This is a genomic window from Lentzea sp. NPDC055074 (assembly GCF_053608005.1).
This window is the reverse complement of sequence record NZ_JBSGUQ010000016.1, coordinates 152,087-165,718: the sequence shown is the minus strand read 5'-3', so window position 1 is coordinate 165,718 and position 13,632 is coordinate 152,087. Positions and strand designations below refer to the sequence as shown.

Below are 13,632 nucleotides of genomic sequence, written 5' to 3'. Positions count from 1 at the left end.
CGAAGACGCGAAGGGTGTTCTGCGGGCCTGGACGACCCCCCAGGGCCACCACTTCGAGAACACGTACGTGTTCGGGGAAGGGTGGGTCCGGAGCTACATCCGCGAAGACGTCAAAGGCTTCCGCAAGAGCCGGTGGGTGAAGGAGATCAGCGAGGAGGACGCCGAGCACTTCAAGGCGGTCGTCGACGCCCGGCGCTGGTAGTCAGAGCTTGCGGGCCTCGACCAGGAACCTCGTCGAGGTGCTCACGAACTCCCCGTGCTCCTGGATGTGCTGATGCATGTCCAGGAGCCGCTCGCGATACCCCTCCACCGTGAACCCCGGCACGGTCCACAGCACCTTGCGCAGGAAGTGCACCACCGCACCGACGTCGAAGAACGCCACCCGCAACGCCACGGGCTCCAGCCGCAGCACCTCCAGCCCGGCCGCCTCGGCCCGGGCACGAGCCACCGCGACGCCGCGCTCCGGGCTCACCGGCTGCGGCCCCATCATGAAATCCGTGAGCTCCCGGTTCGTCCCGGCCCCGATCTGCTGCGAGAAGTAGGTCCCGCCGGCCCGGAGCACCCGCGCGACCTCACCCCACGGCGTCACGACGGGATGCCGTGAGATCACCAGGTCGAACGCGGAGTCCCGGAACGGCAGCGGCCCGGCGTCGGGCGCGCGCACCACGAGCGGCAGGTTCCGCGACGCCACCACGGCGTTCGGCGGCCATGACTCGGTCGCGGCCATCAGCGGTGGCAGGACGGGAGCCGACGCCGTGACCTCTCCCCCGCCGGTCTGCAGGTCCAGCGCCGATGAGACCGCTCTCAGGCGCTCGGCGATCTGCGCCGCGTAGCCCCACGGCGGGCGTTCCTCGGTCGCTCGCCCCTCGAACCAGGAGAAGTCCCACCCGTCCAACGGCGCGGCCGCGCCCTCGGCCACCAGTTCCTCGAAAGTCCCCATGGGCAGGAATGCCACCACAACGCCGCCGAGCCGGCCACCGAGAATGGCGGCACCTGCCCTGGGCGCTGAGACGCCGCGTCCCTGGTTCGTCTCGCGCACGGCGGGGCAGGTGCCGCAGGGGGTTACAACGACCGAACGGCCGCGCGGTTACGCCCTGAGGCTCAACACAAGCACGGCCGTTCGGACTATTGTTGAATAGTCACTCTCTAGAGGGAACTCATCGCAGCCGGTACGCCCTCAGCACCGTCTGGTCGACCGTGTTGCCGTTCGCGTCCGCCGCCACCACGCGCAACGACACGAACCCGCCCGCCTTCCCGCCGGGCGGAACGATCGACTTCACCGGGACCCACGTCACGCCGTCGTCGAACGACGCGTACGCCTGCAGCGAGCGCGCCGACGACCCCGCGGTGAACTTCGCGGGCATCGGCGCCCCGGCCTTCCAGCTGTTGCGCAGGTCGACCGGCAGCACGTAGTCGACCTCCGGCAACGGCAGCCTGCCGTCGGCGGAACCCGAGAACTCCCACGTGGTTTTCACGTTGGTGGACAACGCGAGCGAGTCGCGGGACGCGTCCAGCACGAGCTTGTACCGGCCGTCGCGGGCGGGGGCGTGGAAGGAACCACGCCGGACGTCGGAGAAGCCCAGCGACACCCCGTTGTGGAACAGCTCCAGCTGCCCCCAGCCGGTCTGCCGCCAGTTCTCCACCCACCCCGACCCGCCGAACGGCGAGATGCGCGCGGTGATCAGGTCGCCGGCCCGCTCGACGCCACCGCCGTCGGCCCACGGCACGAGCGACGGTCCGGTGAGCCGCGGCGAGGTGACGGCGCGCAGGTTCGTGCGCTCGTAAGTCCGGCCCGGCTGGAAGGTCACCGGTTCGACGTGCGCCCACGAGGTCGTGATCGGGTCGTCGCCGCCTCCGAACGAACGCCCGTCGAAGCCCTCCTGGAACCAGGTGCCCGGCGTGAAGTACTCGGTGCGCCGCACGGGAGCGGCGAACCGTTCGTCCAGCGTCACGCCGATGACCCCGTTCACGACCGGGTTGTTCCGCTGGTTGACCGAGCCGTCCCCGCCGGACGTGTAGTAGCTCGCCTTGACCGCAGCGAGCTCCGAGTGCCGGAACTTCTTGGTGCCCAACGGAAGCGTGCCCTTGTTCTGCAGGAACAACGTGTACGAGACCGGCGAGCCCGCGATGGCCCGCAGCGTCAGCTTCGACGGCGTGACGGCCACGTGGTGCTCCGCCGCGGCGACCACCGGGATCGCCGTCTGGTCGTCGTACCCGAACGGCACCGGCCCCGCCCACAGCACCGCGAGCGCTCCGGCGTCCTTCATCGCCTGCGCGACCGCGTAGACGTCCTCGTTCACCGGACGCACCAACGCGAGCTTGCCGCGCACGTCGGAGCCGCGCTCGGCGACGTCGAACCTGTGCTCGCCCGGCGGCAGGTACTTGCTGCTCTCGTAGTACCGCACCGGGAACCCGCCGGGCACCGAGACGAGCGGCTGCCCGCCCTTGAGCCCGGAGTTGTAGGTCAGCTCCAGCAGCGGTGCACCGAACGTCAGGCCGTACAACGGGACCCGGCCGTCGATGACGCTGGCGACACCGCTGATCTTGCCGGGCGCGAACGGCACGCGCAGCTGGGCGTCGCGGTACCAGACCACCGAGTCGCGCTCGGGCAGCTCGACGCTGATCTGCCTGGCCTGCCTCGCGTCGAGCGTCACAGCCACGTCCGCGGCGAGCGAGACGCGGCCGGCCACCTCGGTCGCGGCGCGTGGCACGAACCAGTCGTAGTTCGGCGTCAGCTCGTCGATGCGGCTGAGCACCGCGTAGTCCGCGACGGGCAGCCGCGCCGATCCCGTGCCGTCCGGCCCGATGCTGAGCACCGAGGCCTCCTTCGTCGTCATGTTGACCACGACGGCGAACTCGTTCGGGACGGGCTTGCCGTCACGGCCGACCATCGACAACGTCAGCGCGTGCCGTTCCTCCTGGACGTACGCGCCCACGGAGGTGGTCAGCTCGACGCCTGCCCCGGAAGCCTCGACGTGACCGAAGAACGTGCCGAGGCCCTTGCGCGGGTCCAGCACGACGTCGACCGCGACACTGCCCTGGGCAGGCACGGTCACCGACGACGGCACGGAGAAGTCCGCGCCGAGGTTGTGCCGCAACGCCAGGGAGACAGGCACCGCGCCCGCGTTCGAGTAGGTGATCGTCTTCGTGAACGTCCTGGTGTGCGGCCATTCCAGCAACCCGAACGACAGGCTGCCCACCGACGCGCTCACCTGCTGCGTGACCGCGCGGCCGACGTCGAGCAGGCCGGTGCCGACGTTCACGGGCGAGTCCGCGACCGGCTTCACCGTCGCCATCAGGTGCGCCTTGAGCTCGGCGGCCTTCCACGACGGGTTGCGCTGCGCCAGCACGGCCGCCGCGCCCGCGACGTGCGGGGCGGCCATCGACGTGCCGGTCAGCCGGGCGTGCAGGTCGTCGACGGCGTGGTCCCACAACGTGTTCTCGGCCCGGGCGGCCACGATGTCCGTGCCCGGCGCGGCGATGTCCGGTTTGACCGCGTGGTCACCCGGCCTCGGGCCGCGGGACGACATCTCCTCGACCGCGCCCTGCTTGGTCAGGTTCGCCACGGCCAGCGCCGCGTCGGCCACCGCCGGTCCGGAGACCTTGCGGAACGTGCCCGAGTTGCCCGCCGCGACCACGAACAACGCGCCGGTCTCGGCGGTGAGCTCGTTGACCTTCAGCGACAACGGGTCCGTGCCGTCGGACTGGTCGCCGCCCAGGGACAGGTTGACGACCTTCGCCTCGACCTCGCGCGCCGCCCACTCCATGCCGGCGATCACCGCGCTGTCGAGGCAGTACGAGGCCTCGCAGACCCGGCCCACCGCCAGGGAAGCGCCCTTCGCGACACCGGCGTACCGGCTGCCGCGACCGGCGACCGTGGCCGCGACGTGCGTGCCGTGACCGATGTCGTCCTGGATGCCGGACGGCGTGAAGTCCTTCGCCACGGAGACGACGCCTGCGAGCTCCGGGTGCTTCTGGTCGTACCCGGTGTCGAGCACGGCGACCGTGACACCCGTGCCGTCGAACCCGGCCTGCCACGCCGCCGGAGCGCCCACCATCGGCACGCTCTCGGTCAGCGAGATCCGCGACTTGCCGTCGAGCCACAGCTTCCCCGCGCGCAACGCGGTCGTGCGCCGCCCGGTCCACTGCGCCGCGGCGTCCTTCTTCCGCACCGCGCCCGCCGACCGGAAACCGTTGTCCAGCAACGGGATCCGGTCGATCTTGTCGTCGGTGTACCCGTAGGCGTGCAACGACGTGACGTCGAAGAAGCGCTTGTCGACGCGGTCCTGCCCCATCGCGTCGACGGCGTCCGCGGGCACCACGTACTGGTGGCCGTCCTTCACGTACTGGGCGAACTGCATCCCGGGCCGTCCCTCGACCCGGACGAGCTCGCCCTTCTCCCCCAAGACGACCTCGTCCCCGCTGATCAGCGTGACGGTCGAGGTCTTCTGGGCTCCAGGCGGTTCCGCCTGCGCCACCGCCACCGGGCTGAGCAGCCCGGCGGCGAGAGCGGTGATCACCAAACATCGTGCCAACCGCACGTGTCCTCCCCTGGGTGTGAACCTCTCCACCCAGGAAGACTCCGAACCGAGCGTGCGGGTTGCCTCACGCTCCGCGATAGGTGCCGAAGCTCCAGCGGTTGCCCTCGGGGTCGGCGACGGTGAAGCCACGCGAGCCGTAGTCCTCGTCGAGCAGACCGCGGATCTCGGTGGCGCCGTGCGACAACGCTTGCGCGTGGAGCTCGTCGGGCCGGTCGGTCACCACGTAGATGGAGCCGGCGCCGACCTTGGTCGCCTCGACCTCGCCGACGGACCGCACGGCGGAGCCCAGCATGACGCCGCCGCCCTCGGGCCAGACCATCTCGCAGTGCACGACCTCGCCGTCGGCCTCTCCCGGCACGACGAGATGTTCCTTGAAGCCGAACGCCTCCACGAGGAAGCGGATCGCGGCGGGCGCGTCCCGGTAGGACAGACAGGGCCAGCAGGTGGGTGCGGGTGTGCTCATGACGGCAACTCTGCGCCCTGACCGTGCTCGCTGCCTTGTACGAATGGAAGCTCGGCCGCGATCCACTCGGTCGGGGTCGCCCCGCAGAGAGCCCGCCAGTCCCGGTTGAAGTGCGCCTGGTCGGTGTAGCCGCAGGCCGCGGCCACCTCGGTGAGCGTCGGCCGGCGTTCGCCGCGCAGCATCCGGTTCGCGCGCTCGAACCGCATCACGCGGCCCATGACCTTGGGCGTGAGCCCGTACTCGGCCGCGAACCGCGCGCTCAGGTGCTGCCGGCTCCACCCGACCTCGGCGGCGATCTCGGCCACCGGGGCGCCCGCAGCGAGCCGTTGCCACGCCCACGCCACCTCGACCTGCTGCCGCACCGGCCGGACCAGTCCGCCGAGCACCTCGTCCAGGCGCGCGAAACGGTCCGTCCACGTCGGCGCGTCCTGCAGCCGTTCGCGCAGCTCGGCCGCCGGGGCGTCCAGGGAGTCGAGGCCCACGGTGAGCGCGGACAGCTCTCCCGCGGGCATGCCGAAGAACGCCCGCATCCCCAACGGCGTGAGGTCGCACTGGACGCCGTGCTGGAACCCGTCGTGGGTGATGAGCACGGCCTCGTCGTGCAGGCCGCCGCACAGCGCGGCGAACCGGCCCTGCGCCAGGTCGACCGTGCCGTCCAGCGTCACGACGAGGGTCAGCGAGCGCGACGGCAGGCCGCGGTGCACACCGGGCTCGGTGCGCATCCGGTACCCGGAGTACCGCGTGACGAACGGCCGCAGCCGCGGGTGCGGCAGGCCGACGACGTGCTCGACGTCCACAACACCGATGCTAAAACAGTTCTCCCAGAACCAGCAGCCCCGCGCCGACCGGCACCAGGTCGGGACCGCACGACGTGACGCTCACGTCCACGTCCGGCATCGCCCGCAGGTAGAGGTCGGGCGACTCCAGCACCTTCCGTCCACTCAGGACGATCTGGTCGAGGTCCAGCAGCTGCACCAGGTTCGTCACCGCCGCCGCGAGCACCCGTGCCGCCTCGACGCCGGTGCTGGCCGCGTGCACCGCCTCGACGCACCCGCGCCGTCCGCAGACGCACAGCGGACCGTCGAGCTGGATCGTCGTGTGCCCGAACTCGCCCGCGCCCGAGCGTGCGCCTCGATACACCTCTCCTCCGAGGAGCAGTCCCACGCCCAGACCGGTGCCCACGAACACGAGCGCCGCGTCCCGGAGCGGTCTGCGCCACGCCTCGGCGAGCACGGCGGCGTTGGTGTCCTTGTCCACGACGACCGGCAGCCCCAGCCGTTCCTCGGCCAGCGCCTTCAACGGCACCGAGGACCAGCCCGGCAGTCCGTTCGGCGACACCACCCCGGCGCGGTGCTCCAGCGGGCCGGCGATGCCGATGCCGAGCCCGAGCACCTTCTCCCCCGCCTCGACCAACGGCTCCAGCGCGCCGAGCACGTCGTCCGGCGTGAACATCGGCGGCAGCGGCACGGCCGAGGCCGCCACCACCTCGCCGGTCAGGCCGAGCTTCACCACCCGCAGCTCGTCGCGGTCGACGTAGGCGCCGTACGCGTACGCCCCGCCGGCCGCGAGCCGCAACGCCATCCGGGGCTTGCCGCGGCCGCCGTCGCGCACGGCCCCGGTCTCCTCCAGCAGGCCGGCCGACATGAGCCGCGCCACGATCTTCGAGACCGCCTGCGGGGTCAGCCCGGCCTCCGCGGCCAGGGAAGCCCTGCTCAGCGCCCCCGAGCGGACGAGCCTGAGCACTGTCCTGTCGTTGTGCGAACGGAGCGAGGTGAGGTCCACGGTCGCAATTATTCAACAGCGTTGCTTTAATCGGAAGCATGACTCGAGTCGGACTTCTGGGCTACGGCATCGCGGGGCGGGTCTTCCACGCCCCGCTGATCACCTCCACCGAGGGCATGGACCTCACCGCGATCGTGACGGCGGACCCGGAGCGGCAGGCGCGGGCCCGTGCCACGCACCCGGACGCGAAGATCGTCACCGCCGACGAGCTGTTCGACCTGGACCTCGACCTGATCGTCGTGGCCACGCCGAACAGGACGCACGTCGAGTACGCGAAGCGCGCCATCGCGAAGGGCGTCGCGGTCGTCGTCGACAAGCCGTTCGCGCCGACGTCCGTCGAGGCCGCCGACCTCGTGGCCGCCGCACAGGCCGCCGGGGTACCGCTGACGGTCTTCCAGAACCGCCGCTGGGACAGCGACTTCCTCACCCTTCGCGAGATCGTCGGCCGGCTGGGCGAGGTCCGGCGGTTCGAGTCCCGCTTCGAGCGCTGGGTGCCGGAGATCTGGGACAACTGGCGCGAGCTCGGCGCGCCCGAGGAGGCCGGCGGCCTGCTCTACGACCTCGGCGCCCACCTCGTCGACCAGGCGTTGCAGCTGTTCGGGCCGGTGCGCAACGTCTACGCGGAACTCGACCGCCGCCGTCCCGGCGCGCAGGTGGACGACGACGTGTTCGTGGCGCTGACGCACGAGAACGGCGTCCGCTCCCACCTGTGGGCCAACGCGCACGCGGCCCACCACGGGCCGAGGTTCCGCCTGCTCGGCAGCGAGGGCGCGTTCGAGATCAGCGGCCTCGACGAGCAGGAGGACGCGCTCGACGCGGGCCGTCGCCCGACCGATCCCGGCTGGGGCCACGAGGACCGGACGGGACGGCTCGGACTGCTCGGCGACACGACCGAGATCACCGTCGAACCCGGCGCGTACCAGAACTTCTACGCTGAGATCCAGGCCGGCCGCGTCCCCGTCGACCCCGCGAGCGCCGTGGACGCGCTGCGGGTCATCGAGGCCGCTTTCCTTTCCGCACGCGAGAACCGGGTGGTGTCCCTGTGAGCCCTACCAGCGAAGAACTGCTCGCCCAGGAGCGGCGGCTCCAGTTCACGCGCTTCGGCAACGACGTCGCGATCGAGCTCGGCCTGCACCTGCTCGACGCCGCCCGCGAACAGGGCCTGCCGATCGCGATCTCGGTGCAGCGCAACGGACATCGCCTCTTCCACGCCGCGCTGCCCGGCACCGCGCCCAACAACGACCGGTGGCTCGAGCGCAAGGCCCGCGTCGTCGAGCTGTTCGGCCACAGCTCGTTCCAGGTCGGCACGGAGTTCCGCGAGAAGGGCACGACGTTCGAGGCCGAGTCGCGCCTCGACCCCGACCTGTACGCGGCGCACGGCGGCGTCTTCCCGATCATCCTGCGCGGGACGGGCCCGATCGGCACCGTCGGCGTCTCGGGACTGCCCCAGGCCGAGGACCACGCGTTCGTCGTGACCCAGCTGGAATCATTCCTGAACGCCCGAGAGGCGTAATAGCACGAATAGCCGTTGCTACAAAATCTTGCTATGCCTTGCCAGTAACACCCAGAGGCGTAACGTTGCATTGACACACACCACTTCGAGTGGATTTTCGACCCACTCGGAGTGGTGTCTTATAACATCCGCCACACCTCATCCATGCGCTCGAAAGAGTGATCTTACTGGACCAAACGAGTGGCCCATTCCATCCTCAAACGAATAGCAGACGGTCACCCACCTGCCGATACAACGACTGTTGCCCTCGGCAGAAGTTGTACGCTCCGTAGCGTCATCAGGCTTAAACCACCCACCCGAATGTCGCCTTTTTGGCCTCTTCACAGCCCTTAACAGCGCGAACTAACGTCCGTTCCGGCTTATCGGATTGGACCATTAGCGCATTGAGATGGGTGGGTGCAGGTTGTGACTGTGACGGATTCTGACCTCAATGAGGGCCGTCAGCAGCTGAGTTTGGGCACGGCCGCCGCGCGTAATCTGGCCACGACCACCAAGTCCGTCCCGCAGATGCAGGGAATCAGTTCCCGCTGGCTGCTCAAGGTGCTGCCCTGGGTGCAGGCCGCTGGTGGTGCGTACCGCGTCAACCGCCGCCTCACCTACACGCTGGGCGATGGCCGTGTGTCGTTCACGAACATCGGCGCGGAGATCCGCGTCGTACCGCAGGAGCTCACCGAGCTGGCACTGCTGAAGGGCTTCGACGACGAAGAGGTCCTCTCCGCGCTCGCCGGCCGGTTCCGGCAGCAGGAGTTCGGCATCGGCGACGTCATCGTCGAGAAGGGCCGCCCGCAGGACACCGTCGTGCTGATCGCGCACGGCAAGGTCGACAAGATCGGCACCGGTGAGTACGGCGGCGACACCGTGCTCGGCAACCTCGCGGACGGCCAGTACTTCGGCGAGTCCGTGCTGGCGGGGCCGCAGGGCGAGTGGGAGTACACGGCCAAGGCCGTCACCCCGGTCACCGTGCTCACCCTGTCGTGGGACGACTTCCAGGCGCTCAACGGGGAAGCGGGCGGCCTGCGCGCACACATCCAGCAGTCCTACAACAGCCGCAACAAGCCGCAGGACGAGCACGGCGAGGCCGAGATCGGCATGGCGTCCGGTCACGACGGCGAGCCCGTGCTGCCTGGCACGTTCGTCGACTACGAGCAGTCCCCGCGCGAGTACGAGCTGAGCGTCGCGCAGACCGTGCTGCAGGTCCACAGCCGTGTCGCGGACCTCTACAACAACCCGATGGACCAGGTCGAGCAGCAGCTGCGGCTCACGATCGAGGCCCTGCGCGAACGCCAGGAGCACGAGATCGTCAACAACAGGTCGTTCGGCCTGCTGCACAACGCGGACCTCAAGCAGCGCATCCACACCCGTTCCGGACCGCCCACCCCGGACGACTTCGACGAGCTGCTGTCGATCGTGTGGAAGGACCCCGGGTACTTCCTCGCGCACCCGCGCACGATCGCCGCGTTCGGCCGTGAGCTCAACAAGCGGGGCCTGTACCCGCAGCACATCGACTTCAACGGCCAGCAGGTGCCGGCGTGGCGCGGCATCCCCGTGCTGCCGTGCAACAAGATCCCGGTCTCCGACACCCGCACGTCGTCGGTGATGCTGATCCGCACCGGCGAGCAGAACCAGGGCGTCATCGGCCTGCACCAGACCGGCATCCCGGACGAGTACCAGCCGGGCCTGTCCGTGCGGTTCATGGGCATCAACGACCAGGCGATCATCAACTACCTGGTCAGCGCCTACTACTCGGCCGCCATCATGGTGCCGGACGCGATCGGTGTGCTGGAGCACGTCGAGCTCGGCCGCGAGGGATAGGTCTTGGCCTCCTTCACCATGCCGGAGTTCTACGTGCCGCACCCGGCGCGGATGAACCCGAACCTCGAACGCGCCCGCGCCCACTCCACGCAGTGGGCGCGGGACATGGGGATGCTCGACACCGGGGTGTGGACCGACGAGATCCTCGCGGGCGACGACTACGGGTTCATGTGCGCGTGGACCCACCCGGACGCGCCCGCGGAGATCCTCGACCTCATCACGGACTGGTACGTCTGGGTCTTCTACTTCGACGACGAGTTCTTCGCGGAGTTCAAGCAGAGCAAGGACGTGTCGGGAGCGAAGGCGTATCTCGACCGGCTGCCGGCGTTCATGCCGCTCAACGGCACGGACACGTGGCCGGAGCCCCGGAACCCGACCGAGCGCGGCCTCGTCGACCTGTGGCAGCGGACGATTCCGCTGATGTCGCAGGACTGGCGGCGCCGGTTCACCACGAGCACCCACAACCTGCTGCTCGAGTGCATGTGGGAGATCAAGAACATCGAGAGCGGCACCGTCGCCAACCCGATCGAGTACATCGAGATGCGCCGCAAGGTGGGCGGCGCGCCGTGGTCGGCGAACCTGGTGGAGGTCTCCGAGGCGGCCGAGGTGCCCGCGTCCGTCGCGGGCACCCGGCCGCTGCGGGTCCTCTCCGACACGTTCTCCGACGCGATCCACCTGCGCAACGACATCTTCTCGTACGAGAGGGAGGTGCAGCGGGAGGGCGAGAACTCCAACGGCGTGCTGGTGTTCGAGAAGTTCTTCGGCCACGACACGCAGACCGCGGTCGAGGCCGTGAACCACCTGCTGACCTCGCGGTTGCACCAGTTCGAGAACACCGTCTTCACCGAGCTGCCGCTGCTGTTCGCCGAGAACGCGCTGGGGCCGGACGAGCAGGCACGTGTGCTCAAGTACGTGAAGGGCCTGCAGGACTGGCAGTCCGGTGGCCACGAGTGGCACCTGCACGCGGGCCGCTACACCAAGGTCGAGGGAGGGGCGGGCAACTCCGCGTTCTTCCGCACGATCCTGCGCGGGCCGACCGGCCTGGGCACGTCCGCGGCGTGGCTGGGGGTGCCCCGTGGTTGAGGTCCCCTCGTTCGACATGCCGTTCGCGGCACGGCTCTCGCCGCACGTCGACCGCGTCCGGCAGCACACCAAGACCTGGGTGTGCGACATGGGCATGCTCGGCGGCGTGCCGTGGACCGAGGCGTTCTACGACGCCGCGGACTACGGCGGCTTCGGCCCGCTGACGCACCCCACGTCGTCGTGGGAAGACCTGGTGCACATCAACGACTGGCACACCTGGGGCTTCTACGTCACCGACGCGTTCCAGTCCTTCCTCCGCTCGCGCGACGTCACGGGCGGCAGGGCGTTCGTGGCGGGGCTGAAGTCGGTGCTGAGCGGTTCGACCCCGATGAACCCCGCCGAGAAGGGGCTCTCCGACCTCGTCTCGCGGTCCACTCTGGACAGCGAGGACTCCGAGCACCTGGCCGAGTTCTTCGACGCGTTGCTGTGGGAGCTGCACAACACCGCACAGGGCCGGGTGCCCGACCCGATCGACCTCGTGGAGATGCGACGCCGGTCGATCGCCGCGGAGCTGTCGGCGAAGCTCGCGCGCAAGTCCGTCGGCGCCGAGTTGCCCGCGGAGTTGCTGCGCAACAGCACCATGCGGGCGCTCGTCGACTCGTTCGGCGACGTTCCCGCCCTGCGGCAGGAGATCGTCGGCTTCGACCACACCTACGCGACCGGCGGCAGCACGACCAGCGCGGTGCTCGCCGTGCGGCAGTTCTTCGGTTGTGAGACGCAGCAGGCGGTCTCGGTCGTCGCCGACCTGATCGCGGCCCGGCTGAGGCAGATCGGCTCGATCATCGGTGAGCTGCCGTCGATCGCCGACGAGTACGGCCTCGACGCCGAGGCCAAAGCCGGACTGCACCGCTATGTCGAGGCGCTGAAGTCCTGGCTCGCGGGCGAGCTCCTCTGGACGCAGAGATCCGCTCGGTTCAGCTTCTCCCCGGTCCCCACCCGGAAATCTCTCCACCGCCCTACCGGACTCGGCACCGCCGCCGTCTTGGTCCGCTAGCTCGTTCCGCTGAAGCAGATTGGCAGGATTCGCAGTGACTGTTACCGATCCGGGTCTCGGGGTCGAGGACAAGCAGCTGAGCCTTTCCCGGGCAGCCGCCCGCAACCTCGCCACGACCACCAAGTCCGCACCGCAGATGCAGGGGATCTCGCCCCGGTGGCTGCTGCGCATGCTGCCCTGGGTCGAGGCCAAGGGTGGGGCCTACCGCGTCAACCGGCGGCTCACGTTCGCCATCGGCGACGGCCGCGTCACCTTCACGGCCGTGGGGTCCGAGGTGCGGATCGTGCCGCAGGAGCTCGCGGAGTTCAAGCTCCTGCGCGGCTTCGAGGACGAGGCGGCGATGACGGCGGTCGCGAACCGCTTCGAGCAGCGCGAGTACCAGCCGGGCGAGGTGATCGCGCAGCGCGGCGCGTCCGTCGACGAGATCATCGTGATCGCGCACGGCAAGGTCACCAAGACCGGTCTCGGCGAGTACGGCGACGACGTGGCGCTGGGCACGATGGCGGACGGCGAGTACATCGGTGACGAGCCGGTGCTCTCCGGTACCGACAAGGACTGGAGCTTCACCGCGCGTGCGTTGACGCCGACGACGGCGGTCGTGCTGTCGCGGTCCGCCTTCGCTCAGCTCAACGGGCAGATCGAGCCGTTGCGCGAGCACATCGCGCAGCAGCTGGCGAACCCGACGAACGCGTCGAACAAGCACGGCGAGGCCGAGATCGACATCTCGTCCGGCCACGACGGCGAGCCGACGCTGCCCGGCACGTTCGTCGACTACGAGCTGCGGCCGCGTGAGTACGAGCTCTCGGTGGCGCAGACGATCGTGCGCGTCCACACGCGTGTGGCGGACCTCTACAGCCAGCCGATGGACCAGGTCGAGCACCAGTTGCGGCTCACCATCGAGGCCCTGCGCGAGCGGCAGGAGCACGAGCTCGTCAACAACAAGGAGTTCGGCCTGCTCGCCAACGCCGACCTCAAGCAGCGGGTCAGCACCCACTCCGGCCCGGTGACGCCGGACGACATGGACGAGCTGATCTCGCGGCGCCGCAACACCAGGCTGATCCTCGCCCATCCCAAGGCGATCGCGGCGTTCGGCCGGCAGCTCAACAGCCGCGGCCTCGTCGTGCCGACCGTGGACGTCGAGGGCAAGCAGCTGCAGTCGTGGCGCGGCATCCCGATCGCGCCGTGCGACAAGATCCCGGTCAACAAGAACGGCACCACGTCGATCATCGCCATGCGGCTCGGCGAGGAGAAGCAGGGCGTCGTCGGCCTGCGCCAGACCGGCATCCCGGACGAGTACGAGCCCGGCCTGAACGTGCGGTTCATGGGCATCGACGAGCACGCGATGCTCAAGTACCTCGTCTCCACGTACTACTCGGCCGCGGTGCTGGTGCCCGACGCGCTGGGTGTGCTGGAGAACGTGGAGATCGGTCTCTGAGCCATGACA

The 13,632-nt window shown here is 69.7% G+C and carries 12 protein-coding genes; 7 read left to right on the top strand and 5 right to left on the bottom strand.

Annotated features, from left to right (window positions below; genetic code table 11):
• Positions 1-67: 67 nt before the first annotated feature.
• Positions 68-202 carry a hypothetical protein gene (locus ACWF7A_RS31220; RefSeq protein WP_452254080.1) on the top strand — a complete coding sequence of 45 codons (135 nt, stop codon included), beginning with the start codon at positions 68-70 and terminating at the stop codon, positions 200-202.
• Here the strand turns inward: ACWF7A_RS31220 and ACWF7A_RS31215 are convergent, their stop codons facing one another.
• The 5 genes from ACWF7A_RS31215 to ACWF7A_RS31195 all read right to left on the bottom strand — a co-directional run bounded on the left by ACWF7A_RS31215 (position 203) and on the right by ACWF7A_RS31195 (position 6,786).
• Entirely contained in the window at positions 203-940 is a 738-nt protein-coding gene (locus ACWF7A_RS31215) for a class I SAM-dependent methyltransferase (protein ID WP_452254079.1), read from the bottom strand.
• A gap of 217 nt (positions 941-1,157) precedes the next feature.
• Entirely contained in the window at positions 1,158-4,520 is a 3,363-nt protein-coding gene (locus tag ACWF7A_RS31210; RefSeq protein WP_452254078.1) for a S8 family serine peptidase, read from the bottom strand.
• 85 nt (positions 4,521-4,605) lie between these two features.
• Complete coding sequence (locus tag ACWF7A_RS31205; RefSeq protein ID WP_452254077.1) at positions 4,606-5,004, bottom strand: VOC family protein; 399 nt, start codon at positions 5,002-5,004, stop codon at positions 4,606-4,608.
• A complete protein-coding gene (locus ACWF7A_RS31200; RefSeq protein WP_452254076.1) occupies positions 5,001-5,801 on the bottom strand; it encodes a helix-turn-helix domain-containing protein in 801 nt (266 codons plus the stop codon). The genes ACWF7A_RS31205 and ACWF7A_RS31200 overlap by 4 nt, the downstream gene beginning before the upstream one ends.
• 10 nt (positions 5,802-5,811) lie before the next feature.
• Complete coding sequence (locus ACWF7A_RS31195) at positions 5,812-6,786, bottom strand: ROK family transcriptional regulator (RefSeq protein WP_452254075.1); 975 nt, start codon at positions 6,784-6,786, stop codon at positions 5,812-5,814.
• 38 nt (positions 6,787-6,824) lie between these two features.
• On the opposite strand from ACWF7A_RS31195, the gene ACWF7A_RS31190 reads away from it, so the two are divergent.
• From ACWF7A_RS31190 to ACWF7A_RS31165, 6 genes are all read left to right on the top strand, one after another.
• Positions 6,825-7,832, top strand: a complete 1,008-nt coding sequence (locus ACWF7A_RS31190; RefSeq protein ID WP_452254074.1) for a Gfo/Idh/MocA family oxidoreductase — start codon at positions 6,825-6,827, stop codon at positions 7,830-7,832.
• A complete protein-coding gene (locus ACWF7A_RS31185; protein ID WP_452254073.1) occupies positions 7,829-8,299 on the top strand; it encodes a heme-degrading domain-containing protein in 471 nt (156 codons plus the stop codon). Before ACWF7A_RS31190 ends, ACWF7A_RS31185 begins: the two co-directional genes overlap by 4 nt.
• A gap of 405 nt (positions 8,300-8,704) precedes the next feature.
• Positions 8,705-10,111 carry a family 2B encapsulin nanocompartment shell protein gene (locus tag ACWF7A_RS31180; RefSeq protein ID WP_452254072.1) on the top strand — a complete coding sequence of 469 codons (1,407 nt, stop codon included), beginning with the start codon at positions 8,705-8,707 and terminating at the stop codon, positions 10,109-10,111.
• Positions 10,112-10,114: 3 nt separating this feature from the next.
• Positions 10,115-11,194, top strand: a complete 1,080-nt coding sequence (locus ACWF7A_RS31175) for a terpene synthase family protein (protein WP_452254071.1) — start codon at positions 10,115-10,117, stop codon at positions 11,192-11,194.
• Positions 11,187-12,188, top strand: coding sequence for a terpene synthase family protein (locus ACWF7A_RS31170; RefSeq protein WP_452254070.1), 1,002 nt, complete (start codon positions 11,187-11,189; stop codon positions 12,186-12,188). Before ACWF7A_RS31175 ends, ACWF7A_RS31170 begins: the two co-directional genes overlap by 8 nt.
• Before the next feature lie 34 nt (positions 12,189-12,222).
• The gene (locus tag ACWF7A_RS31165; protein WP_452254069.1) at positions 12,223-13,623 is read left to right on the top strand and encodes a family 2B encapsulin nanocompartment shell protein; all 1,401 of its coding nucleotides are present in this window, start codon (positions 12,223-12,225) and stop codon (positions 13,621-13,623) included.
• Positions 13,624-13,632 lie beyond the last annotated feature (9 nt).

Bases quoted from the DNA above. Each gene is read 5' to 3' on its own strand.
- ACWF7A_RS31215 (WP_452254079.1), bottom strand. From the start codon at position 940: ATGGGGACTTTCGAGGAACTGGTGGCCGAGGGCGCGGCCGCGCCGTTG.
- ACWF7A_RS31205 (WP_452254077.1), bottom strand. From the start codon at position 5,004: ATGAGCACACCCGCACCCACCTGCTGGCCCTGTCTGTCCTACCGGGAC.
- ACWF7A_RS31190 (WP_452254074.1), top strand. From the start codon at position 6,825: ATGACTCGAGTCGGACTTCTGGGCTACGGCATCGCGGGGCGGGTCTTC.